Source organism: Flavobacterium wongokense (assembly GCF_021608265.1).
GTDB classification, from domain to species: Bacteria; Bacteroidota; Bacteroidia; order Flavobacteriales; family Flavobacteriaceae; genus Flavobacterium; species Flavobacterium wongokense.
In genome coordinates, this window is record NZ_JAKIHP010000009.1 from 1 (window position 1) to 23,765 (window position 23,765).

The window sequence follows — 23,765 nt, forward strand, 5'->3', positions numbered from 1 at the left end:
TAACGTTCCGCGGCTTTGCGCTGTAGCGGCAAGTTAAGAATAAATGTGATAAGAAATTGTGATGTTCAGAGTATTTTCCAAGAAAGGCGAACTAGCTATGGCGCAAAACCGCTGTTATAAGCCGTTTTATTTTATTTTCATTCCACTTTCTGCGTCAAACTTTTTCCGTTCTTCTTCTGTCATTCTTTCTCTTAAAAGCCTGATTGTGTATCCGCCATGTAATTCAGATTTTTTTATATACATCCAATCACTAATTTCTTTTCTTTCTATTTGTACTGTATCGCCAAGTTTCACACTTTTTATTTTTTCGGGCAAATTATCAATTACGCCAATATATTTACCATTTTCTATTCCTTGGATATTTCCAATCCAAATATGTTCAACGTTTCCATTTTCTTCAAATTTCTTTTTCAATCCAAAAAATGTAAAAACTCTTGTATTGGTTTTAAAAGCATAATCAAAACTATCTAAAGTTTGTTTAGCTTTTTCAATTGCCTTATTCATTTGGGCATCATCTTCTTCAACGTTATAAATTGTCGGCTGATTTTCTCTTTCTACTTTTTTGTTGGAATTACAACTTAAAATACAAATTGAAAATAATATGAGAAAAGTCTTGGTTTGCAGGGTTTTCATAAAATGGCTTATAACGTTCCGCGGCTTTGCGCCGTAGCGGCAAGTTAAGAATAAATGTAATAAGAAATTTTGATGGCAATTACATACTTGTGTAACCCATTAGGAATATATTTTAGCGTTTGAGCGATTTCATTGTTTTTTTGCAATCGTTAAAACGTTTTGACAGCACGAAAATAGCTGTCAGGTTGCGGTTCTCCTATACTTTTCCTTATCGCACGTTTACAGTTCGTGAAACAGGCTTTTTTCTTGGACGGCATACGTTTTAGTCATAGATAGATAATGTTGCGACAAATGGCGCATAAACGGTAAATTCTACGACTTTTTAGCATTATAGACTTCCTGTAACAGATATTCCTTTTGTCCTACTGTAAATTGAATTTCGCTTTGCTTTTCAAATTTACGTCTTAGGGTGTGGTAAGGGTCTGCCGTAGGCTCTATTGATGCCAACGCTTCCGCAAAGTCCTTGAGGTTGGTTGAGAACAACACAACACGGTTTTCAAGGTTTGCGGTATATAGTTTACTTATTGCCTGTATCGTCATTGGATTTAGGCTTAGTTGTTGTTTTCTTTACAAACGACGAAAGCACCGAGTTAAATTTCGGTGCATCTTTTTCTATTTTAACGTCCTTTTCGGGGCGTGGGATATGTTCTTCTTTTTTCTTCTTAGCCATTGATTAGCGTTTTATAGTCCAATCTTTTGTTGGTTCCGTTTGCCAAAGCTACATCAAATTTACTTCCCTCTGACAAATTTCTGTTGTTAAATCTGAATGTAAACTCGTTTACATAACGATGTAAATGTTGGTCGCTTACTTGGTGGTAAATACCATCTAAACCTCTTTTTAATAAACTCCAAAAGTTTTCAATTCCGTTAGTGTGAACACTTCCCGAAACATATTGATTTGCATTGTGGCAAACGAAATCGTGAGTATAGTTTTTCTGTAATGAAATATATCCTCTGAACTCGTCAGTATAAACTGTTGCACCCGCTTCAACGGTATCTACCATAATCGGAACGATAGTTTTTGCTTTTCTGTTTTTTACAGGGATTGCATAAACCTTTCCATCACGCTCTAAGATACCCAATACAGGAGTTTTACCGCTTCCACCTTGTGAACCTTGTCTTCTTTTATTAGCGTGTTTGTTAATCTCTTTTCCACCGATGTAAGTTTCGTCAATTTCTACGGTAGTAGTGAATTTTTCAGCTTTTACGTTATAGGTTTCTCTGATACGTTGTAACACGAACCAAGCAGATTTTTGAGAGATTTTCAAGTCTCTTGCAAGTTGGCAAGAAGAAATACCTTTTTTGTGAGCGGTAACCAAATAGATAGCAACGAACCATTTACGCAAAGAGATTTTGCTATCGTGGAATATAGTACCAACTTTAACACCAAACTGTTTACGGCATCCGTAACATTTGTAACGGTTTGTAGAACCTTTAAGAGAGTTAACTCTTTCGCTTTCGCAGTAAGGACAAGTAGGTGTGCCGTTCCAACGAATAACAGCTAGGTGTTGCTCGCAGATTTCCTCTGTAGTGAAGTAGTCAAGAAGTTGGAATAAACTATCGAAATCTCTTAAATCTTTAACGGTTTTCATATCGCTGTTATTTGATGTTGTAAATTTACAGCGATAAAATGACAAAAACAAATAAAATTGTAATTATTTCACGATAAAATTACAATTAACTTTTTTTTGGTAGGATTTTTGCTTTCTTTTAGCAAAAGATATGCCAATTTATATTAAATCTTAATATCTTTTCGATACATTTGTTGAACAATTCAAACTGAAAATCACATTGGCAGAACGGCTTAAAATAAAATTTACTGGCAATGAAATTGAGCCAAGCAAGGTGTCCGCAAACGAGTTCGCCAAGATTGTTGCGTGTTATGAAAATGCACTTTTGGCTGTAATAAATAAAAAGCATCCTGCAAGAAACGGTATTGATTTTATTAGTATTGTTGAAGTTAAACACGAAAGTTTGACTATTGAAGCCGACCCTCACGTTGATGAAATTAAAGAGGCGGCTAACGAAATAAACACCGCAATCAAGAACAACAAAGTTAACTTTCTCCCTTACGAAGTAATAGAAAACCTTGTTCCATTTCAACAATTTGTAAACAAGTATGGTTGCAAAGCTATTTTGAACGGAATAGAGGGTGTTGAAACAGCAGAAATAACAGTTGAATCAGATATAAAAATTTCCGAAGCTTTATATTATAAAGGCGAAACTACTATTTACGGAAAGATTATCAGAATTGGAGGCGCTCAACCGAGAGTAAGAATTGAAACTGAAAGCGGTAAAACTATTTCCGTCATAACTGACAGGAAAAATGCCAAAAACCTATCTCCTCATTTATATGGTAAAATAGGAATTAAAGGTGTTGGAAAATGGAAAAAAGAGAACGATGAATTGGTTGAATTGAAACCAAAGTCGTTTGTTGTATTGTCTGAAGTGCCCCTTACGGAAAGACTTAAAGGACTTAGTAACCTACTTAGTAAATATTGGAAGAATATAGAAAATCCGGACGACTATATTACGTCACTAAGAGGTTAATTTATGAAAAGAGTCTGTGTTGATACAAATATGCTTATTTGGTACATTAAACGACAATGTACAGAAGGACAAGAAGATTGTCTTGTTAAAGCAGAATGGCTATTTAATTATTTTGAAAGAAAGAAAATTGACGTAGTAATACCAAGCATAGTGGTTGCTGAACTTTTAGCACACGTTGAAGATGAGGAAGAGCGTGAGGGATATTTTGATTTTATAAATGACAATTTTGAAGTAGCTCAACACGACATTAGGTCTGCGAGAAAATATGTTAAATTAATGCAACAATTAATAGCAAATAATGCAGGAGATTATGCTAAGGATAAAGGAGTTAAAAAATTCCAACTAACAAATGATTATAATATTTGTTCAGTAGCTTTGTCAAGTGATTGTGATGCTATTTTTTCCCACAATCTTAAAGATTTTGAACAATTTGCCAATCATCAAATACCAATATTTACTTTGGATTATGTTGACGTTTTAAAACGAGAAGAAGAAGCCGAAGATCTGGCTAGCCCAAAATCCAAACATAATCCAGACCAAGTTAATATTTTTGATATCTTTAATGATGATGATGACGAAGATGATGACGAACACAAAGAAGTAAAAATACGACCTTAATATAGCCCCCGATTTTATCGGGGCTTTTTATTATATTTGATAGTCAAAATCAAATATTATGCACGAATATCAATTACATATAGACAACAAGTTTGAGGAATTTATTCCAGGAATAAATATTAATATAATGGCAACTAAAGGGATGTCTGAATATAGGTTTGTTGAAACAAAAGACGGAACTGTATTTTTTATAAAGTTCTACAATGAAGATGAAATGTATGCCTTTGATAAGTATATGAGGGATATTGCCCCGTTTCTTTTTCAATCTTAGCTAATGGGTTACACAAGTATGTAATTGCCATTTTGATGTTCAGCGTATTTTCCAAGAAAGATAAACGAGCTATGGCGCAAAACCGCTGTTAGTGCCCGTTATTTTTTTTCTATTGGCTTAACGTAAACCATAACCATTGAATCGATTTCGCTTAAATTAAACACTTTCTTGATTTCTATGAATTTATGATTGTTTTTGACTTCTTCCAATGATTTTCCAAACTTCCAAAACTGATTTGGTCCAGCACCAGCATGGATTTTAAGTTTGTTAGACTTCTTATTCTGTTTAAGATTAAAAGCATAAGTTACTCCATCGTCAACTGATCTGCTAAAAGAAGTTTTTTCTTTAGGAAAAGAAATTGAATCCAAAACTTTTTGAATTTTTTCCTTTTCGCCACTGTTCAAAATTGTGTATGAAGTTTTCTCTTCAAAGGGATAAGTATTGATATAATAAAGCGTGTCTGTAGAATTAAATTTTAAGTAATATGATTCGTGAATACTCCATTTATAAAATGTAAAATCTGAGTCTTTTCTGGATTGACATCCTGCGAAAACTAATATAAGAATTAAAGCTAAATTTCTCACGTTCTAGATGGTTTAATAATGGGCACTAACGTTCCGCGGCTTCGCGCAGTGGCGGCACTTTAATAATTATTCGAAAGATAAGCAAAATTTGAATTAGCAGATTATTTTCCAAGAAAGATAAACCAGCCATTGCGCGAAACCGCTGTTATAAGCCGTTTTGATTAACTGTTTAATCTTTGACTTATTGATTCTCTATACTTCTTAAATTCTCTTTGAAATTTCCCGAAATTTTCAGGTTCCCAAGAATCATTTTCAGGGTTATAAACTATTTTAATCCTAGGTTTTTCACCACTTTGTAAATAATCTTTAACTTCAAATAAGTTTTCAATATTTTCATCTTTTAAATAGTCGAAAGCTTTATCAACCAATTTATCAGTATCAAATTCTCCTTCAAACTTTACTTCTACGGACTTATCTTGGAATTTAAGTGTTAGCGATAAAACTTTATATTTATCTGATACTTTTTGACTTGTAACTGTTTTAACTTGTAGTTCTTTTAGCTTATTCCATAGATATTTAACACCGGATTTTAAAATATCATATCCTAGACTTCCAATTCCACCAACTGCTAAGTCTGTTGAATGGTCGTTTAAAAAAATTATGATATCGTATATTTCTAAACCAGATGCGTTATAATATTTTTGCTCTTCTTGTACTGAAATTATCTCTACATCTAAATGTTCATCTAAACGGAAATCTGCAAATCCTGAAATTATTTCCTCGGAAATATAAGATTGATAAACTATTTTTAGTTCTTCTTTCATGCGATGTTGTTTAAAATGGCTTATAACGTTCCGCGGCTTTGCGTAGTGGCGGAACTTTAATAATTATTCGAAAGATAAGCAAAATTTGAATTAGCAGATTATTTTCCAAGAAAGATAAACGAGCCATTGCGCAAAACCGCTGTTACCGGCTGGTGTGATTATATAAAACTTGAAACCGAAACTTTGATTTCTTCAATCAGTTCTTTGTCCATAAACTTATAAATGTCTGGAATTTCTAAAATAACAATTTCAGTATTCTTCGTTTCTTCTGGGAAATTTTGAATCAACTTTTCTTTATGATGTTTTTCCATAACAAAAATCAAATCAGCCCAAACTATGAGTTTTGCGTTAACTTTTATTCTTGCCGAATTTTCTGTTCCGGCTGATTTTACGTTAAACTCAGAACTGTTTTTATAGATTTCTTCGGCGGTTAAACTTCGCCATCTATTTCTGCTACAAATAAACAATAGATTTTTCAATGAGTTTCTTAATTTCTTTCTGCGTAAACTTGGTGAACACTTGCCGGTAACGTTCCGCGGCTACCCGCAGTAGCGGCAAGTTAGCAAATATATTATAAGAAATGTTGAAGTCAAGAGTATTTTCCGAGAAAGATAAACCAGCTATTGCGGGTAACCGCTGTTGGCAGCAGTTTTTTTAATTCCAACACTTTTCTGTTTATAAACTATCCCACCATTCTGGGCTTTGTTGGTCTAAATCTAAACCATCATCATAATGCTCATTATTCCAATTTGAACCATAATCATTAGATTGTCTATCTTCTTCTCTTTGTTGTTGCCACATTTGTTCATTATTGTATTCTTCAATTTTATCTTCCAATGCCTCACTCGGTCCTTCAATTGACAAAAAGCCTGCGTTGATTTTTTTAATCTCGTCAACTGTTAATTTATCCATTACAAAGGATTCAACAGTCATTATGCACCATTCAATGTACATAATATCTTCTGATGCAACATCTTTTAAAGTTTTGCCTTCATATTTTCCAAAATTGAATATTGTATCTAAATAATAAAATTTCATATGTGTGGTTCAAAATTGCTGCCAACGTTCCGCCGCTTGGCGTAGTAGCGGCAAGTTAAAGAAAAATGTAATAAGAAATGCTGAAGTTCAGAGTATTTTCCAAGAAAGACAAACCAGCTATTACGCCAAACGGCTGTTAGCGGTAGTGCTATTTCGGTTCATTATCTGTATATTCTTTTTCCAGCAACTTTTGAATAGTGTACATCATAAGAATTATTTTGTCGACATCTCTGATTTCATTTCCTTTATCCTTTCTGTTTTTTATATACAAACCTGAAGAATTACATATCATGTCAATTGGATTTTTGAATTTTTTCAAAGTGTCATAAACCTCTTTTTTATCTTCTAAATCTACATACGAGTTTTTGTTTTTTTGTAAAAGTCTGGAAACATTTGAAACCAAAAATGAAAAGGATAGGTTAAATGCTCGAAGTGAAGACTCGTCAAAACAAGTCGTAATGTCATCACAAGTTTTTAGCGTTGCCGACATTTCAAAAATAGCTCTTGTTCCAGTATAACTATATGTTGTTTCTTGGCTTCGATAAAGTTGAATATTCTCAAAATCGGTTTTTATTGTATTCAAGAGATTAGTAATACTATCAAAATCTTTTTGTTTTCTGCTTGATTCAGTTTGTTCTCTCAAAGTCAAGTAAAGTAATATTATACTTAACAAGTTTAAGATAGGAGAGACCAATCCTCCAATTGTATCACCAATATTTCCTGTTTGAGTAAAATCTATTCCTGTCCAATCTCTTGTAAATAAAATGGGCGAGGCAAATGAAAAAATAATTGAAATTATTAAAACCCATTCAATATTTCTTTTTAAAAAATCGAATATTCTAATCATGATTTTGTTTCTAAAGTTGGTAAGCATTACCGCTAACGTTCCGCGGCTTTGCGCAGTGGCGGAACTTTTAATAATTATTCGAAAGATAAGCAAAATTTGAATTAGCAGATTATTTTCCAAGAAAGATAAACGAGCCATTGCGCAAAACCGCTGTTATAGCGCGTTTTTTTATTTATCAACTTTTTCCAGTTCACTTTGACTTATTCCGACTGCATCTAAATACATTTCGCCAAACTCTTCTGAGTCAATTAAGCAAATTCCACCAACTGGATTCAATTCGATATTTTCCACAACGATCTTAAAGTTAAAATTCTGTGAGTTTGCATTTCCATTTCTTTCGGTTAGCTTTTGAATTTCACTTTTAAACTTTCCATAATCTTCTGCCGCAACAAAATCTCCTCCAATTGCGCCCATACTTTCGTCGATGATTTTGAATTCCACAATTCCAATCTCAGAATTATTTATAAAAATTCGTCCTTCCATTATTCTGTATTTGTATTTTGCAGGGTTGAAAAATGCGCTATAACGTTCCGCCGCTTGGCGTAGTAGCGGCAAGTTAAAGAAAAATGTAATAAGAAATACTGAAGTTCAGAGTATTTTCCAAGAAAGATAAACGAGCTATTGCGCCAAACGGCTGTTAACCGCAGTTTTTATTTCTTTCCTAACTAATGAATCTATTTCTTTATCACTAAATTCCATATTCGGGTTTGAGTAGAATTGAATGTTTACATTATCAATTGGCCATGGTTTCATTCCCAACCCATGCCAATTTTCTGGTGTTTCTAAGTCAATTTCTTGATAATTTTCTTCGATTGATTTTATTACGCCGTTATTCTTTTCTGTTACTATCTTTTTGTTAAATGGGAATGAGTAACTTAAATTGGAGTTTCTAAAATTTCCGTTATTTTCAATTAGTACAAAATAGTCAGTATCATTTTGACTAATATCAAAGATTACTTTTCTGTCGTTGAAGAAAAGGACTGAAACAAAAATGGCAAGCAAAACTGTCTCAATAATGTTCAATTTCTTAGTGTCAACTTTTTGTGCGGCTATCCTATCTACGACATAAATCAAAAAAGTTATAAAAACTCCGCCTAAAATTAAAATTCCACCTAAACTTGCTCCACCGCTTAAGGTTAGGTTATAAATCCCATACGGAATTCCAATTAATATTATAAATATTCCAAGAACTGAAACAATTGTAGGCTTGAAAAATAAAAGTCTAAGAAGCACTGTCATAAAAATTGTGGTTAACGTTCCGCGGCTTTGCGCCGTAGCGGCAAGTTAAGAATAAATGTAATAAGAAATTCTAAAGTTCAGTATATTTTCCAAGAAAGATAAGCCAGCTATAGCGCAAAACCGCTGTTAGTGGCTGCCTTTTCTCAACGCATTATTACTGTTTCAGTCAAACTAATATCTTCTATTTTGGCGGTTGGATTTTCCAGCAACAATTGATTTATAACATTAAATTCAGCACTTCTGCCAGCAATTTTCATTACTGTTTCTTTGTCTGGATTTCTATTAAAATAATCTTCAGTTACTTTTAAAATTTGATTGTAAGTTTCTGTTTCACTATACTTTTTCGAAACATATTTTTCGTTTTTATATTCTGTGTAGTTATCTTTCCAGTTAACTTTTGTCAACCAACTTCTAATAAACGCAATTGGCAGAAACGCTATGATTTCAACAGCTTCATTTTCTCGGATTCCATTTTCAATTAGAAATTGAATTGCTTGTTTGTCTTCCAATGAGTTTTCATTTTGAGCAAGTAATTCTATCGCAAGTTTTACAGATGTTGTCATTTTATGAGGTTTCGAAAAGGTTGCCACTAACGTTCCGCCGCTTGGCGTAGTAGCGGCCTCGTGACTGATTTGTTTCTGGCTAAGATAAGACTTTCCAGCGGAAAGTCGGCAACCAGCTTAAGCAACTCGAGCTATTGCGCCAAACGGCTGTTAGCTGCTGGCGCTTATTTAATTAGTTTCTTAATTGGTTTCAAAATTCGACTTTCAAATTCCTCTTTTAATTTTCTGTTTTCGAAAAAGCCAAAATCATGATTTATATCTTTCCAATTTCCTATATTTAATCCTTTGTTTAAACTAACAAATGCTAAATCAGTATTTCCATCTAAATTTGGTCGCGTCCATGTAAAAATAATTTCATTTTCATTTTTATAAAAAAAGTAATTGAAATTCCATTGCGATTTTTCTTTTCTGCCTTCACTTTCAGATAAATCAAATGAGCCATTATTATTTATGTTAACTTTTGGTACAACATATTCAGGATTCAACTTTTTAAAATTATTTATTGCTTTGACAACTTCTTGTTCTGGCGCTTTTATTTCATAAATTTCAGCATTGGGATAACTTCCTGGTCCAAATGCTTTTCCTAATTGATAAAACAGAAATAAGCCTAAAATTAATCCTGAAGTAATAATTAATATTTTACGGCTTTTATTCATAGGATAGGTGTTTGGCGCTTGCTGCTAACGTTCCGCCGCTTGGCGTAGTAGCGGCAAGTTAAAGAAAAATGTAATAAGAAATACTGAAGTTCAGAGTGTTTTCCAAGAAAGACAAACGAGCTATTACGCCAAACGGCTGTTGTGAGCAGTTTATATACCACTCCATTTCTCCGTTTTGTATATCAATCCATTTTTGGCGATATCATATTCGAAATATACTGTTAGTCCGCCACCATTTCCCAAATGCACACTTCTCTTCGAATAAGTTGCAGAAAAAGGGATGATGCCGACTGAAAATTGACCATTCCTAAACTCGAATGGACATATTCCAACAATGGTTACATTTCCGCCATTTTCGTTTATCACTTTTTTATATTCATTCAGATATTTAATTTCAAAGCTTTGAATTTTTGTCGGCCAATTTTCTCCAACAAAATAGTCACGTCTGACGTAAACAACTTTTGTTTTCAAAGAATCTAATGATTTGCAATATTGTTTTAGAGAAAACAGAAATACATTATCTAAATTATTTAGTCCGTCTGTGTTTAATACAGTTTGACCTTGACAATTTAAGTGTCCAATGAAAATTAACGTGAAGATTAAAAATAAGTTTCTCATTTATGCAGGGTTCTTATAAATTGCTCACAACGTTCCGCGGCTTCACGCAGTGGCGGAACTTTACTAATTAAGTCGAAAGATAAACAAAATTTGAATTAGCAGATTATTTTCCGAGAAAGATAAACTAGCCATTGCGTGAAACCGCTGTTAGCAGTAGTGCGACTATAATGAAATGTTCACAACTTCCTTATTTTTTAACTCCTCAACAATATCAAACATTGTGTCTTTTGTCCAGCCATCAAATCCTCTTCCAATACCTGTTAAAACAGGTTTGTTATTCAAATATAATCTAAATTCTAGATTTATTATTCCTTTTGTTCCTGGTCTTTCATCGAGAGAATATTGTAGTTCTGTATAATAATAAGACTCTTCTACGGTTCGAAATCTTTGCGTAAAATAAAGAGTCAATAATTTTTCTTCTACTTTGACTTTATATAGCTTTCTATTAAAAATCTCTATCGTTTTAGGTAGAACGAAAAGTAAAAATAAAAATATTAAACCTATATATGGTTTTTCTATGGTTGCTAAAAATATTCCGAGTATGACTAACAATCTGAGCGCAATCTCGAGAATGATCACATTTTTATTTGGTTTGAATTCAAGCATTCATAAATATTTAGGTGGTTTGGAGCATTACTGCTAACGTTCCGCGGCTTCGCGACAGTTGCGATGCCAGCGAACGGATTATTTTCTGTTAAAGATAAATGTTTTTCGTGAACACATAAAAACAAAAACCAGCAATTGCGCGAAACCGCTGTTATAAGCCGTTTTTATTCTTCTGTTTCATCTTCACCAAACATAATTTCTTCATCAATTTCCAAGTTTTCGTATCCGCCATGTTTTTGTGAAATAATTACATTAAAACGTTTAAATAAATTGAAGAACTCATCCTTGTCTATATCGAATCCCATTTTTACAATGTATTTGTTCTCTGCGGTTGATTGTTCATTATCGATGCAAATTACCGATGCCGAAAAGAACCTGCTATAACCGCAATAAAAGCTTACTCCAATAGCTTGATATCTTTCTGTATCAACATTTTTGGCTTCTAAGAACTTTTTTAAGTTTGTGTGGTCACTTATGTCTGCTGCTGCTGTGCCGACAAAATCATCATATTGTACTGATGCTTTCATAATTAATTGGTTTTAGTTGTTTTTTATAGTTTCGTGTCTAAAATGGCTTATAACGTTCCGCGGCTTTGCGCTGTAGCGGCAAGTTAAGAATAAATGTAATAAGAAATTGTAATGTTCAGAGTATTTTCCAAGAAAGGCAAAACCAGCTATAGCGCGAAACCGCTGTTAGCGGCTGGTGTTCTTGTTTGCGTAAACTTGGATTCCGTATAATATTAAAACCAAAACTATTAAAATGTGTGGCAAATATGTCGGCCAAGCGCCCAAAAAGAAAACCACATACAATATATATTCAGAAAATAATATCGATGAAATTATCACAATTGTCAAAATCCAATTTAGCCAGTTTCTTTTTCGGCTCAATATCGAAATTGATTTTATAAACACAAATACCGCAATAATTGTCGGAATTAAAAACCAATAGTAAAATTCCGGTTTATAAACTAAATATTCAATTTTATCGTTCATTATTGTCTTTTTACGAGGTGTTGCTCAACACTTGCCGCTAACGTTCCGCGGCTTTACGCAGTTGCGGAACTTTAATAATTATTGGAAAGATAAACAAAATTTGAATTAGCAGATTATTTTCCAAGAAAGAAAAACGAGCAATTGCGTGAAACCGCTGTTACCGCTAGTAGCTTGACGCTAACTTAAGCACGCCAACATTGCCAGTTTCTTTTTCGGACAAACTTGGTTTTCGGTTTCTGTTTTCAGCGATTTCTCTGAGAATGACATTTTGCGCAAACTTGGCTCAACACAACAACTTCGGCAACATTTTCAGGCAAACTTTGCCGCAAACCTTTGCCGCAAGCTTTTCAATTTTCGGTTTCAGTTTTCCAGGAAAATAGAGTCGAAGTAAGGTCAAATTCTCGGCGTCGTTTCGATAGCTAAATTTCTCGGCAAACTTGGACAAGCTATTAGCGGTAACGTTCCGCGGCTTTGCGCCGTAGCGGCAAGTTAAGAATAAATGTAATAAGAAATTTTGATGTTCAGCGTATTTTCCAAGAAAGATAAACGAGCTATGGCGCAAAACCGCTGTTAGTGCCCGTTATTTTTTTTCTATTGGCTTAACGTAAACCATAACCATTGAATCGATTTCGCTTAAATTAAACACTTTCTTGATTTCTATGAATTTATGATTGTTTTTGACTTCTTCCAATGATTTTCCAAACTTCCAAAACTGATTTGGTCCAGCACCAGCATGGATTTTAAGTTTGTTAGACTTCTTATTCTGTTTAAGATTAAAAGCATAAGTTACTCCATCGTCAACTGATCTGCTAAAAGAAGTTTTTTCTTTAGGAAAAGAAATTGAATCCAAAACTTTTTGAATTTTTTCCTTTTCGCCACTGTTCAAAATTGTGTATGAAGTTTTCTCTTCAAAGGGATAAGTATTGATATAATAAAGCGTGTCTGTAGAATTAAATTTTAAGTAATATGATTCGTGAATACTCCATTTATAAAATGTAAAATCTGAGTCTTTTCTGGATTGACATCCTGCGAAAACTAATATAAGAATTAAAGCTAAATTTCTCACGTTCTAGATGGTTTAATAATGGGCACTAACGTTCCGCGGCTTCGCGCAGTGGCGGAACTTTAATAATTATTCGAAAGATAAGCAAAATTTGAATTAGCAGATTATTTTCCAAGAAAGATAAACGAGCCATTGCGCGAAACCGCTGTTATAGGCAGTATTTGGAATTTACATTTCCACATTCTCAGAGTTAAAAATTGGATTACTTGATAATTCTTTCAGTTTTTCCTTTGCTATTGAATACTTACAACGATATAATTCATCAGCGACTTGTTTTTTGCCGTCATGATTATAAGTTTTTACTTGAGCATATTTATTCATTTCTTTTTTGATTTCTATTTCAAGCTTACCAGCATTAATACAGCTAATTCCAAACAAAATTTTCCAGTCATCAAATTCTCCATATTTTGTGCGAATTAGCGATTTTTCTCTTTCGCGCATGTTTTCTGAAAAACCAATTTTAATGAGTTTTCCATTTTTGGTTTGAGCAATATAAACGAAGCCGGCTTTAGAACTTCTTTTAGTAAATCCAATATATGCGGTATTACATTGAATGCAATGACCAGAACGGCTTCGCAAACTGTGTCCCGAATTTTTACATGGAGAAGTATTATAGACAAATAGTTTGCCGAGTGATTTCATTCTCTCTTGATATTCAGTTTTTGTGAATCCTTCTCCATCGAACATTAAGTTCAATGTAATATTCTGTTCTGATAAAAACTGAAGTTGAGAATCTGTTAATTTTCTCATTTATACGGATGTTGTTTAAATATTGCCTATAACGTTCCGCGGCTTTGCGCCGTAGCGGTAAATTTAGGAAAAATATTCTGCGTGGTGAAGGATTTCGGCAAACCGTAAGGTTTCCGGCGGAGCACATAATAGCTATGGCGCGAAACCGCTGTTATAGGCTGCCTTTTTCGTTAATAAGCGTCAAAATGCGAACAATATTTCCATCTCCAATTTCTTTTAAGTTTAGGCTGTAAATTTCATTTATTTTTTGAAGTGTTTCTTCATTGTCTTGTCCAAAATCTATTAGGCTACTTTCGTCAGAAATAAAACACTCATAATAATTGTAACCCAATATTTTATCAAAGAAATCGACTGCAATATTTTCAAGATTATCAATTTCCTCTGTGTCTGCAAATTTTATTGGCACGCTAGTTCCAGGTCTTGGTAATTCGTTATTGAGATGCTTGTAATTTTCAAAATGTTCTTTCAGCATATCATATGCTTCTGCTTTTGTATCTCCAAGACCTGTCAAAGTCCACCAATTGACAATTTGCAAAACCCAAGTTTTGATTTCTTTATCTTCAGAATTTGATTGGTTTCTATATCGCAAAGGATAATCTTCCAATTCCCAATTCGTCTTTCTGTAAGAAAGTATTTTTTTGTAGAATGCTAATATGTTCTCTTTCATGCAATGTTGTCAAAGGTTGCCTATAACGTTCCGCGGCTAGGCGCAGTAGCGGCAAGTTAAACAATTTATTATAAGAATTTCAAACTTCCGAGTATTTTCCAAGAAAGACAGACCAGCTATTGCGCCTAACCGCTGTTAGTAGTCGTTGCGTTTACTTGACTGTAAAGTTAAGAGTGAAATAAACTCTCCGTTCTTGGTATCTTTTGTCTGCTCGTAATTCTTTAGAGATTTCCAGGACATATCCAGTTAACTTTTTATGTCCAGTATGTCTAAACGATTGTATGAACTCTAACTTATTTTTTACAAAGTAAAGAGTATCAAATTTTTTATTTTCTAAATCGCAATAGTTTATATTATCTTCTTTACACAATAAAATCCCACTAACAGTATTTTTTAAAAGTGGCTTGTATATCATAGTAACTTTTGATTCCTCCAACGGTTTCAATATATTCTTTTCGATTTTGATTTTACAAAAATGACTTTTCTGTTCTAATGTATCCCCTTTTTCATTGAAATGCCAACCTTGGTTTACATATTCTTTTCCACAAACATTGACATATTCAAATGTTTTTTTCAACTTTCCTTTTTCGTAAAAACCGAGCTTTTTAATTCCATTCTCTTTATCAGTTTTCGAACTTACATCAACAACTTCGTCTTGTTTTTCCGTACATGAAAAATTGATAATTATGAGTAGGAATGTAAATAAAACAGATTTCTTCATCTATGGGTTTTTTAAGCAATGACTACTAACGGTCTGCGGCTTAGCGCAGTAGCGGCAAGTTAGCAAAAAATGTGATTGAAATTATAGTGTTCCGATTATTTTCCAAGAAGCATAAACCAGCTATTGCGCTAAACCGCTGTTATAGCTAGTTGCCTCACGTCAACTTGAGCACGCAAACATTGCCAGTTTCTTTTTCGGACAAACTTGGTTTTTGGTTTCTGTTTTCAGCGAATTCTCTGAGAATGACTTTTGCGCAAATTTGATTCAACGCAACAGCCTCCACAACACTTTCACGCAAACTTTGCCGTCAACTTTTGCCGCAAATATTTGCCGCAAACCCTTTCAAGTTTCTTTTCGGTTTTCCAGGAAAATGGAGTGGAAGCTTAGTCAAATTCTCGGCCTTGTTTTTACCTAAGATTTGTCGTTAAACTTGGAGAGGCAATTAGATATAACGTTCCGCGGCTTTGCGTCAGTTGTGAAGCCAGCGAACTAATTAATTTCTGTTAAAGATAAACGATTTTCGTGAACACGTAAAAATAAAAACCAGCAATTGCGCAAAACCGCTGTTAGCGGTTGTGCATTTTTTTTAAACTTTTCTTTCGCCATTTTGGTCATAACAATAAACCATTTCATTTTTTGAGTTAATTACAAAGCTTTCAATCTTCGAATTACTTTCAACTTGCTTGATTGCAAATTCTTTTGCGGCTTCATAAGTTTCAAACACTTGATAAACTTCATCAACTTCCACGTCGCTAAGAAAATAACTTCCGTTATTTTTCAAAACTATTCCGGTTGAAAATTCTGCTTTTCCAACTGCGAATTGATTTTCTGAAATGTTTAATTTATCCATAGTTTCTTCTCAATATTTCTTTCTCCGCAAACTTGGGAAATGCATTACCGCTAACGTTCCGCCGCTTGGCGTAGTAGCGGCAAGTTAAAGAAAAATGTAATAAGAAATACTGAAGTTCAGAGTATTTTCCAAGAAAGACAAACCAGCTATTGCGCCAAACGGCTGTTATGTGCTGCCGGCGTCACTTCTTGATTGAGTCAAACTGTTTCTGCGTCATAACTTTTTCACTTACCATATTCTTCAACCAATTTGTTGCTTCAATTCTGGAATCTTTTTCCAATTTAGAAATGTCAATGGTTGCTAAGTCTGAAAAATCTACTTTAAACTCATGTTTTTCACCAAATGCTTCTAAATAGTCATAATAAGCTTTGTCATAATTAAATTTTTCAGCCATTATTTTTGAGTAGAACATTAAACTGTCTGTTCTCTCAACTTCGCTTCCATCTTTAAATCCGTAAAACAATTCATCGTACGCATCTTTGTCTCCATTATTTTTTACTCTATGAATTAATGTGTCATAATTAGTTGTAATTTGACTTATGGAAGTTTCTTTTTCTCCTTGTCTACAAGATATTATTAGGAATAAAACTGAAAGCACAATTAAAATGTTTTTCATCTTTTCTATAGAGTTTCGAGCCGGTTGCACATAACGTTCCGCGGCTTTGCGTCAGTAGCGGCAAGTTAAAGAAAAATGTAATAAGAAATACTGAAATTCAGAGTATTTTCCAAGAAAGACAAACGAGCTATTGCGCGAAACCGCTGTTATAGCCAGTACTTTTATTTTCCACTTTCTAATTCCAGTTTCATTTTCCACTTCTATATTCCATTAACTTTCCATTTTCCGCGTCTTGTTTAATTTTTATTCACACTCAAAAAAAACATAACAATGCCAAAAATGAACAATGCTATTCCAAGTAACAAACCTAAAGTACTGAATGTTGGTCCGGGCAATATTGTCCACGCCAAACCATTTAATATAAATCCAGATAATAATGAAGCTATTGATAAAAATATTCCTTTCCGTTTTGTCATTTACGTGTAATTTATATATAGTTTGTGAGTATTGGCTATAACGTTCCGCGGCTTTGCGCCGTAGCGGCAAGTTAAGAATAAATGTAATAAGAAATTGTGATGTTCAGAGTATTTTCCAAGAAAGATAAACCAGCTATGGCGCAAAACCGCTGTTATAGGCTGCCTTTCTTCAATCTTCTTCAACACTTCCATTTTCGGAAACCCAAAAATGCCTTATGCCCAAATCTTTCAAGTATGGCGTTAAGTTTCCAATAGCTTTTTTAATTCCAGAATCATTTGGATGCGCAATCGCAAACTCAGATTTTGGGTTTTTATATTTATCATCCAAAATTTTAACTATAGCTTTTCCAAAATGAGTTTTAATTTGTCCACTATCAAAGAACTCTCTTCGCTTTGTTGGTGAATCATTTCCTGCACGCGCTCCTTTGACTTCAATGTAGAGTTTTCCTTTTCCATTTACGGCTACAATATCACAACCTCTAGTTTGACCTAAACAATGGCTTTCTATTTTCCAATTGTTGCTTTCCAGGTATTGCATTAAAAGTTTTATTGTTTCGTCTTCTGTGAGCTTCATTTTTTTGCAGGGTTTTGGAAAGGTTGCCTATAACGTTCCGCCGCTTGGCGTAGTAGCGGCAAGTTAAAGAAAAATGTAATAAGAAATGCCGAAGTTCAGAGTATTTTCCAAGAAAGACAAACCAGCTATTACGCCAAACGGCTGTTATGCCTAGTTTTTTATCTCAAACCTGATTTCATCGCCATCTTTCAAGTTTTCTATTTGTCTAGCCAAATCTCCGCTGAAAGATAAAAGTTCTGAAAAATCTATTTTCCCTAGATTAGATTCTTCATATTTCCCTCCAATTGGTGCCGGCATTTTTAAACAGTAACTTTGGTTAGCGCTTAATTTTCCCAGTTTACTTTTAGCCATTTCCACAAGATTTTTCATTTCCCAATCTTTAATAAACTCAGTTTGACCGACAAGATTTTCAAATTCTAATTTGTTTCCGGCTAACTTTTCACAGCTAACTTCTTCCGGACAAATTCTCCAATATTCTTCTTCTGAATTTTTGAATATTACATTGCCAAAATCATTTGTTTGTATGATTTCAACAGCCTCAATATTTTTCCATTTCCAGGATTCGTTAATGTTTTGCAGGGTGTTCATAAAAAATTAGGCATAACGTTCCGCGGCTTTACGCAGTGGCGGAAGTTTAATAATTAATTCGAAAGATAAGCAAAATTTGAATTAACAGTTTATTTTCCGAGAAAGATAAACCAGCCATTGCGTGAAACCGCTGTTACCACTTCGGTTTTGCTATTAACTTGAGCACGCAAACTTTGCGAGCATCTAATTCCGGTTTCTATTTCCATTTCACTTTCTATAACTTGTAGCAATTTTTTTGTAGCATTTTAAATTGCTACAATTTTTTTGCTACAACTTTTCTACGCAAACTTTGGACGCAAACTTTGGACGCAATATTTCTGCGACATTCCTTTTTCGGCTAAATTTTCAAGCAAAATATTCTTTAGATTTTTCGAATTTAAACTTCAGTTGTAAAATAGGGCAAAACTGAGTGGTAACGTTCCGCGGCTTTGCGCCGTAGCGGCAAGTTAAGAATAAATGTAATAAGAAATTCTAAAGTTCAGTATATTTTCCAAGAAAGATAAGCCAGCTATAGCGCAAAACCGCTGTTAGTGGCTGCCTTTTCTCAACGCATTATTACTGTTTCAGTCAAACTAATATCTTCTATTTTGGCGGTTGGATTTTCCAGCAACAATTGATTTATAACATTAAATTCAGCACTTCTGCCAGCAATTTTCATTACTGTTTCTTTGTCTGGATTTCTATTAAAATAATCTTCAGTTACTTTTAAAATTTGATTGTAAGTTTCTGTTTCACTATACTTTTTCGAAACATATTTTTCGTTTTTATATTCTGTGTAGTTATCTTTCCAGTTAACTTTTGTCAACCAACTTCTAATAAACGCAATTGGCAGAAACGCTATGATTTCAACAGCTTCATTTTCTCGGATTCCATTTTCAATTAGAAATTGAATTGCTTGTTTGTCTTCCAATGAGTTTTCATTTTGAGCAAGTAATTCTATCGCAAGTTTTACAGATGTTGTCATTTTATGAGGTTTCGAAAAGGTTGCCACTAACGTGCCGCGGCTAGGCGCAGTAGCGGCAAGTTAGTAAAAAATGTGATAGAAATTCTAGTGTTCTGATTATTTTCCAAGAAGCAGGAACGAGCTATTGCGCTTAACTGCTGTTAGCGCCAGTTGTTTTGAGTTATTTTGTCACGCAAACATTTTCTGCGTCAACCTCGGTTTTCTTTTTCCCTTTCCAACGTTCTGTTGCGCTATCAAAACTATCAAGTGTACTGCGAAAACTATCAAGTTGCATACGAAAACTATCAAGTTGCATGCGAAAACTATCAAGTTGCAAGCGAAAACTATCAAGTTGCAAGCGAAAACTATCAAGTTACATACGAAAACTATCAAGTGAACTGTGAAAACTATCAAGTATACCACGAAAACTATTAAGTGAGTTCACAGAACTATCAAAGTAGGAGAATGAAGTATCAATTTTTGGTGATAACTTTCCGCGTCTTTTCGGCAGATTTTTTTCTAAGTAAACTTGGGAAACAATTGGCGCTAACGTTCCGCCGCTTGGCGTAGTAGCGGCAAGTTAAAGAAAAATGTAATAAGAAATGCTGAAATTCAGAGTATTTTCCAAGAAAGACAAACGAGCTATTACGCCAAACGGCTGTTAGGTGCAGTTTTCTTAGAATATGGTTTTCGTTATTGCCTCGACTCCTGTTATCAATTCGTCAACATCTTCTTTTGACGGCTCTTTTAGTTTATTATGGTCACATAGATTTCTCAAATCTCCTAAGTGTTGAATTTTTCGCCAAGTCGCTGTTTCATAAACTCCCGATGTTTTCAAACTGTCGTTTAAATCCGAAATGTTTGGATGCTTTTTCGTAATTTTTAAATTATGATTCAACAAAACTTGAGTTAAATGTTTTTCAAGAACAACACCTGCTATCGCTCCAGCACCGCGCGGAAATTTATTCTTATTAAGCTCTTTTGCTGCGTCAAGTTCGCTATCAAGTAAATCAGCTTGGACTAATTGTTGTATATCAAATAAAGAGCTTTCGAAGCGTCTTTCAATAGACTTTAAAATATTAAGTTGTTGATCAAATTGATTTAATGCGGCATCAGGACCAACTTTTCTTTCTCCATAACCACTTGTAACTCTTAGACCTTGTAAGTAGTCTTCCATTACATAATTTCCATACTCAATTTCTTTTCTTGTCCTAGGCTTTTCAAAAAGTCTGACAAAATCCGAAAGTCTGTCGGGAAGTAATTGTTTTATTAAAACTAAAGATTCAGAATACCAAGATTGGTATTCCTTGTTGAATGGCAGTAGTTTAGTGATATATTCTTTGGTTTTCTTCTCGTCTTTTATATGAGTTTTAATTTGTTTTTCAATTTCTACTGGAAAGCACTCATATTTCATAGAAATATTTAGCTTGTCACCCTTTTCAATTAAAAGTGCTAAATCATTTTTGAATTTGTCAATATTTTTCATCTTTAAAAAGCGGGTTTGTTGAAAATTGCACCTAACGTTCCGCGGCTTTACGCAGTTGCGGAACTTTAATAATTATTGGAAAGATAAACAAAATTTGAATTAGCAGATTATTTTCCAAGAAAGAAAAACGAGCAATTGCGTGAAACCGCTGTTACCGCTAGTAGCTTGACGCTAACTTAAGCACGCCAACATTGCCAGTTTCTTTTTCGGACAAACTTGGTTTTCGGTTTCTGTTTTCAGCGATTTCTCTGAGAATGACATTTTGCGCAAACTTGGCTCAACACAACAACTTCGGCAACATTTTCAGGCAAACTTTGCCGCAAACCTTTGCCGCAAACTTTTCAATTTTCGGTTTCAGTTTTCCAGGAAAATAGAGTCGAAGTAAGGTCAAATTCTCGGCGTCGTTTCGATAGCTAAATTTCTCGGCAAACTTGGACAAGCTATTAGCGGTAACGTTCCGCGGCTTTACGCAGTGGCGGAACTTTAATAATTAATTCGAAAGATAAGCAAAATTTGAATTAACAGTTTATTTTCCGAGAAAGATAAACCAGCCATTGCGTGAAACCGCTGTTACCACTTCGGTTTTGCTATTAACTTGAGCACGCAAACTTTGCGAGCATCTAATTCCGGTTTCTATTTCCATTTCACTTTCTATAACTTGTAGCAATTTTTTTGTAGCATTTTAAATTGCTACAATTTTTTTGCTACAACTTTTCTACACAAACTTTGGACGCAAACTTTGGACGCAATATTTCTGCGACATTCCTTTTTCGGCTAAATTTTCAAGCAAAATATTCTTTAGATTTTTCGAATTTAAACTTCAGTTGTAAAATAGGGCAAAACTGAGTGGTAACGTGCCGCGGCTTCGCGTCAGTAGCGGCAAGTTAAAGAAAAATGTAATAAGAAATACTGAAGTTCAGAGTATTTTCCAAGAAAGATCAAACTAGCTATTGCGCGAAACCGCTGTTATACGACGTTGTTGCTGAAAAAACACAAATATGTAACGGCGTAAAATATTATCGGAATGATTACTGTTAAAGGATTGAGTTTTGTGTCGATGATTGAATTATTCGGATTCTCTGGATCATATGAAATCTCTATTTTCTGATTTTCCGTGAAATTATATTTTTTTGCAAAATGTTTAAATGGTGTGAGAATTCCAATGTTTTTTGTTATGCAGTTATTCTCATATTCTGTTGAGTTTACAATATAATTATACTTAATTATTTCTTTCCAGCCTTCTGTATCTGAGTCTGTTTTTGACCTAAACCATTCAACTTTACAATCAATAATTCTCGCTTCTGTCTTTCTCCAGTTTTTAATAGTAAATAGATAGAAATAGATTGTTTTACTAACAATAAATACCCAAACTACAAAAGTGATTATAACTATTATTCCGATGAAGTTCAATATGTTATTCTCTTCCATTCGTCTCTTTTAAATTGGGGTTGTTTAACAATGTCGTATAACTAGTCTATACTCCTGACAAAATCATCCCTATACGCCCATTTTTGAACAGATAGGCCTGATAATTATCATTCTTATAGCGTTAGCTAATATACCATATTTATTACAAATCATCGAACGGACTTTTAATTTGTTGAATACTTTTAGTGCTAACATGGGTATATATTTCCGTAGTCTTACTACGGCTGTGGCCCAAGAGTTCCTGAATATAGCGTAAATCGGTACCGCTTTCCAGTAAATGGGTGGCATAGCTGTGTCGCAGCCAATGTAAGGTAACTGGTTTTGTAATATTAGCTTTAAAAAGGGCATGCCTCAAAACACTCTGTAAGCTTTTATCGGAATAGGGAGCTCCAGCCACATAACCCTCAAACAAATAATGCACGGGCTTGTAACTCTTGTAATATTCCCGAAGTAGTTCCAATATCTTTGGGCTCAACGGAACTATGCGGTCCTTTTTTCCTTTGGCATTCTGCAGCAGCACAATGTTCCGCTTCGAATCAATATGCAATGGTTTTAATGCCAGCAGTTCACCACAACGCAAACCGCAGCTGTAAATCAGGCTCAGCATGGCACGGTGCTTAATGTTGGAATGTGCTTCCAGTATTGCCTTAACTTCATCTTTGCTCAAAACGTTTGGCAAAGCCTTGGCACGCTTAGGTCGATGGATGTTTTCCACATCAATCTTCCGGTCCCCAACAGTCATGAAAAACAACTTCAACGCACTTACTACCTGGTTCTGGTAGGAAGCCGACAACCCCTGTTTTAATATGTGTTCATTATTATATTGCACCACATCATCATTCCCAATTTCATTCAGCGCCCTATCATTGAAAAACGTCAAAAAGGACTTTGTGGCGTCAACATAAGTTGTTATAGTACTCTCGCTGTAACGTTTCGAGCGCATCCATAGTTTAAGGTTCTTCAAACCCCGCAAACCTTCTTCATTGGGCTGCAAAGCTGCTTCCAAAGGCAGTCCTGTCATCCTTCGGTTTTCCTCTGTGTCCGGGATGTGCCACAGCTTAAGCGACTGGCTCCATCTGCAGCCGGGAATCGATTTTACGGCATACAAAAGCAGCTCATCCTTTTGAAAAACCACGGCTATGCGTTGTTCACCACGGTGTGTTATCGTCCTTGCATTCCATTTCATAAGTAACTAAATAAACAAATCTCATTTATATCCTGCTACACTTTTTCTATACATCTTATTTGACACAACTATCGTCACTTCGAGTGTTTTTGGCGTAGCCAAAAATGTATCGAGAAGTTTTATCTAAATGACCGTTCTCGATATAATTTTTACTTCGTAAAAATCACTCGAACTGACGATATATTATTTCAGATTTAATAATCTCATTTTCTTTAAAACTCTTTCAGGTCTTGTCCACAACTTCTCCACAAAAACAACCCCTTTTGCGAACAAAACACGAATATGACCCGAACAACATCCGAACAACGCTTTCAAAAATGCCAATTTAACTGCTAACTAAACGTAACTAGCAGTAACTAGCATTCAAATACGCTCATTAGTGTTCAAAATCATCCACTAACGATCAGGCTGTGAGAACCGAACAAATAAATACTTATCTTTAAATCCTTAAATTAAAAATGCCGCCACTTCGAGCTTTTTTGGCTTAGCCAAAAATGT

General features: G+C 34.3%; 32 protein-coding genes. 4 read left to right on the forward strand and 28 right to left on the reverse strand.

Annotation, left to right across the window (positions count from 1 at the left end; all coding sequences use genetic code 11):
- Nucleotides 1–126: 126 nt before the first annotated feature.
- The 4 genes from L1S31_RS14185 to L1S31_RS14200 form a co-directional block, all read right to left on the reverse strand.
- A complete protein-coding gene (locus tag L1S31_RS14185; RefSeq protein WP_236465438.1) occupies nt 127–633 on the reverse strand; it encodes a YegJ family protein in 507 nt (168 codons plus the stop codon).
- Nucleotides 634–945: 312 nt separating this feature from the next.
- The gene (locus L1S31_RS14190; RefSeq protein ID WP_236465439.1) at nt 946–1,173 is read right to left on the reverse strand and encodes a hypothetical protein; all 228 of its coding nucleotides are present in this window, start codon (nt 1,171–1,173) and stop codon (nt 946–948) included.
- Nucleotides 1,151–1,303 carry a hypothetical protein gene (locus L1S31_RS14195; protein ID WP_236465441.1) on the reverse strand — a complete coding sequence of 51 codons (153 nt, stop codon included), beginning with the start codon at nt 1,301–1,303 and terminating at the stop codon, nt 1,151–1,153. The genes L1S31_RS14190 and L1S31_RS14195 overlap by 23 nt, the downstream gene beginning before the upstream one ends.
- Nucleotides 1,296–2,225 carry an IS1595 family transposase gene (locus L1S31_RS14200; RefSeq protein ID WP_236465442.1) on the reverse strand — a complete coding sequence of 310 codons (930 nt, stop codon included), beginning with the start codon at nt 2,223–2,225 and terminating at the stop codon, nt 1,296–1,298. Before L1S31_RS14200 ends, L1S31_RS14195 begins: the two co-directional genes overlap by 8 nt.
- A 199-nt stretch (nt 2,226–2,424) precedes the next feature.
- Here L1S31_RS14200 and L1S31_RS14205 point away from each other — a divergent pair, with 199 nt between their 5' ends.
- Genes L1S31_RS14205 through L1S31_RS14215 form a run of 3 tightly spaced genes read left to right on the forward strand, consistent with a single transcriptional unit; the run spans nt 2,425 to nt 4,072 of the window.
- On the forward strand, nt 2,425–3,183 hold the full coding sequence (locus L1S31_RS14205) for a hypothetical protein (protein ID WP_236465443.1): 759 nt from the start codon (nt 2,425–2,427) through the stop codon (nt 3,181–3,183).
- Between the two features lie 3 nt (nt 3,184–3,186).
- Nucleotides 3,187–3,801 (forward strand): type II toxin-antitoxin system VapC family toxin, encoded by a 615-nt coding sequence (locus tag L1S31_RS14210; RefSeq protein ID WP_236465444.1) that lies wholly within the window; start codon nt 3,187–3,189, stop codon nt 3,799–3,801.
- 58 nt (nt 3,802–3,859) lie between these two features.
- The gene (locus L1S31_RS14215) at nt 3,860–4,072 is read left to right on the forward strand and encodes a hypothetical protein (RefSeq protein ID WP_236465445.1); all 213 of its coding nucleotides are present in this window, start codon (nt 3,860–3,862) and stop codon (nt 4,070–4,072) included.
- A gap of 98 nt (nt 4,073–4,170) precedes the next feature.
- Here the strand turns inward: L1S31_RS14215 and L1S31_RS14220 are convergent, their stop codons facing one another.
- The 18 genes from L1S31_RS14220 to L1S31_RS14305 form a co-directional block, all read right to left on the reverse strand.
- Nucleotides 4,171–4,656, reverse strand: a complete 486-nt coding sequence (locus L1S31_RS14220) for a hypothetical protein (protein ID WP_236465446.1) — start codon at nt 4,654–4,656, stop codon at nt 4,171–4,173.
- A gap of 161 nt (nt 4,657–4,817) precedes the next feature.
- The gene (locus L1S31_RS14225) at nt 4,818–5,420 is read right to left on the reverse strand and encodes a hypothetical protein (RefSeq protein WP_236465447.1); all 603 of its coding nucleotides are present in this window, start codon (nt 5,418–5,420) and stop codon (nt 4,818–4,820) included.
- 158 nt (nt 5,421–5,578) lie between these two features.
- Entirely contained in the window at nt 5,579–5,899 is a 321-nt protein-coding gene (locus L1S31_RS14230; protein WP_236465448.1) for a low molecular weight protein tyrosine phosphatase family protein, read from the reverse strand.
- A 196-nt stretch (nt 5,900–6,095) separates the two neighbouring features.
- Entirely contained in the window at nt 6,096–6,458 is a 363-nt protein-coding gene (locus tag L1S31_RS14235; protein ID WP_236465450.1) for an exodeoxyribonuclease X C-terminal domain-containing protein, read from the reverse strand.
- A gap of 148 nt (nt 6,459–6,606) precedes the next feature.
- Nucleotides 6,607–7,305, reverse strand: a complete 699-nt coding sequence (locus tag L1S31_RS14240) for a hypothetical protein (RefSeq protein WP_236465451.1) — start codon at nt 7,303–7,305, stop codon at nt 6,607–6,609.
- Between the two features lie 168 nt (nt 7,306–7,473).
- Entirely contained in the window at nt 7,474–7,860 is a 387-nt protein-coding gene (locus L1S31_RS14245; RefSeq protein ID WP_236465452.1) for a hypothetical protein, read from the reverse strand.
- Between the two features lie 63 nt (nt 7,861–7,923).
- The gene (locus L1S31_RS14250) at nt 7,924–8,544 is read right to left on the reverse strand and encodes a hypothetical protein (protein WP_236465453.1); all 621 of its coding nucleotides are present in this window, start codon (nt 8,542–8,544) and stop codon (nt 7,924–7,926) included.
- Nucleotides 8,545–8,687: 143 nt separating this feature from the next.
- On the reverse strand, nt 8,688–9,107 hold the full coding sequence (locus L1S31_RS14255) for a hypothetical protein (protein ID WP_236465454.1): 420 nt from the start codon (nt 9,105–9,107) through the stop codon (nt 8,688–8,690).
- 164 nt (nt 9,108–9,271) lie between these two features.
- Nucleotides 9,272–9,763 (reverse strand): hypothetical protein, encoded by a 492-nt coding sequence (locus L1S31_RS14260; RefSeq protein ID WP_236465455.1) that lies wholly within the window; start codon nt 9,761–9,763, stop codon nt 9,272–9,274.
- 150 nt (nt 9,764–9,913) lie between these two features.
- Nucleotides 9,914–10,234 (reverse strand): hypothetical protein, encoded by a 321-nt coding sequence (locus L1S31_RS14265; RefSeq protein WP_236465456.1) that lies wholly within the window; start codon nt 10,232–10,234, stop codon nt 9,914–9,916.
- A 309-nt stretch (nt 10,235–10,543) separates the two neighbouring features.
- Nucleotides 10,544–10,987 carry a hypothetical protein gene (locus tag L1S31_RS14270; RefSeq protein ID WP_236465457.1) on the reverse strand — a complete coding sequence of 148 codons (444 nt, stop codon included), beginning with the start codon at nt 10,985–10,987 and terminating at the stop codon, nt 10,544–10,546.
- 164 nt (nt 10,988–11,151) lie between these two features.
- Nucleotides 11,152–11,514, reverse strand: a complete 363-nt coding sequence (locus L1S31_RS14275) for a hypothetical protein (RefSeq protein WP_236465458.1) — start codon at nt 11,512–11,514, stop codon at nt 11,152–11,154.
- 1,045 nt (nt 11,515–12,559) lie between these two features.
- On the reverse strand, nt 12,560–13,045 hold the full coding sequence (locus tag L1S31_RS14280) for a hypothetical protein (protein WP_236465446.1): 486 nt from the start codon (nt 13,043–13,045) through the stop codon (nt 12,560–12,562).
- 165 nt (nt 13,046–13,210) lie between these two features.
- The gene (locus L1S31_RS14285) at nt 13,211–13,792 is read right to left on the reverse strand and encodes a GIY-YIG nuclease family protein (protein ID WP_236465460.1); all 582 of its coding nucleotides are present in this window, start codon (nt 13,790–13,792) and stop codon (nt 13,211–13,213) included.
- Nucleotides 13,793–13,943: 151 nt separating this feature from the next.
- Nucleotides 13,944–14,459 carry a hypothetical protein gene (locus L1S31_RS14290; protein ID WP_236465461.1) on the reverse strand — a complete coding sequence of 172 codons (516 nt, stop codon included), beginning with the start codon at nt 14,457–14,459 and terminating at the stop codon, nt 13,944–13,946.
- 151 nt (nt 14,460–14,610) lie between these two features.
- A complete protein-coding gene (locus L1S31_RS14295) occupies nt 14,611–15,180 on the reverse strand; it encodes a hypothetical protein (protein ID WP_236465463.1) in 570 nt (189 codons plus the stop codon).
- A gap of 586 nt (nt 15,181–15,766) precedes the next feature.
- Entirely contained in the window at nt 15,767–16,030 is a 264-nt protein-coding gene (locus tag L1S31_RS14300) for a hypothetical protein (protein ID WP_236465465.1), read from the reverse strand.
- Between the two features lie 181 nt (nt 16,031–16,211).
- Entirely contained in the window at nt 16,212–16,646 is a 435-nt protein-coding gene (locus L1S31_RS14305) for a hypothetical protein (RefSeq protein WP_236465467.1), read from the reverse strand.
- Between the two features lie 270 nt (nt 16,647–16,916).
- Here L1S31_RS14305 and L1S31_RS14310 point away from each other — a divergent pair, with 270 nt between their 5' ends.
- Nucleotides 16,917–17,072 carry a hypothetical protein gene (locus tag L1S31_RS14310; protein WP_236465468.1) on the forward strand — a complete coding sequence of 52 codons (156 nt, stop codon included), beginning with the start codon at nt 16,917–16,919 and terminating at the stop codon, nt 17,070–17,072.
- Between the two features lie 159 nt (nt 17,073–17,231).
- On the opposite strand, the gene L1S31_RS14315 is transcribed toward L1S31_RS14310, so the two are convergent.
- The 6 genes from L1S31_RS14315 to L1S31_RS14340 all read right to left on the reverse strand — a co-directional run bounded on the left by L1S31_RS14315 (nt 17,232) and on the right by L1S31_RS14340 (nt 23,267).
- Nucleotides 17,232–17,636: a hypothetical protein gene (locus L1S31_RS14315; protein WP_236465470.1), complete on the reverse strand. Its 405-nt coding sequence runs from the start codon at nt 17,634–17,636 to the stop codon at nt 17,232–17,234.
- Nucleotides 17,637–17,786: 150 nt separating this feature from the next.
- A complete protein-coding gene (locus L1S31_RS14320; RefSeq protein WP_236465471.1) occupies nt 17,787–18,224 on the reverse strand; it encodes a T6SS immunity protein Tdi1 domain-containing protein in 438 nt (145 codons plus the stop codon).
- Nucleotides 18,225–18,768: 544 nt separating this feature from the next.
- A complete protein-coding gene (locus L1S31_RS14325) occupies nt 18,769–19,188 on the reverse strand; it encodes a hypothetical protein (protein ID WP_236465454.1) in 420 nt (139 codons plus the stop codon).
- A gap of 655 nt (nt 19,189–19,843) precedes the next feature.
- On the reverse strand, nt 19,844–20,653 hold the full coding sequence (locus L1S31_RS14330; RefSeq protein ID WP_236465472.1) for a hypothetical protein: 810 nt from the start codon (nt 20,651–20,653) through the stop codon (nt 19,844–19,846).
- Between the two features lie 966 nt (nt 20,654–21,619).
- On the reverse strand, nt 21,620–22,081 hold the full coding sequence (locus L1S31_RS14335; protein WP_236465473.1) for a DUF3592 domain-containing protein: 462 nt from the start codon (nt 22,079–22,081) through the stop codon (nt 21,620–21,622).
- Between the two features lie 142 nt (nt 22,082–22,223).
- A complete protein-coding gene (locus L1S31_RS14340) occupies nt 22,224–23,267 on the reverse strand; it encodes a tyrosine-type recombinase/integrase (RefSeq protein WP_236465474.1) in 1,044 nt (347 codons plus the stop codon).
- Nucleotides 23,268–23,765 lie beyond the last annotated feature (498 nt).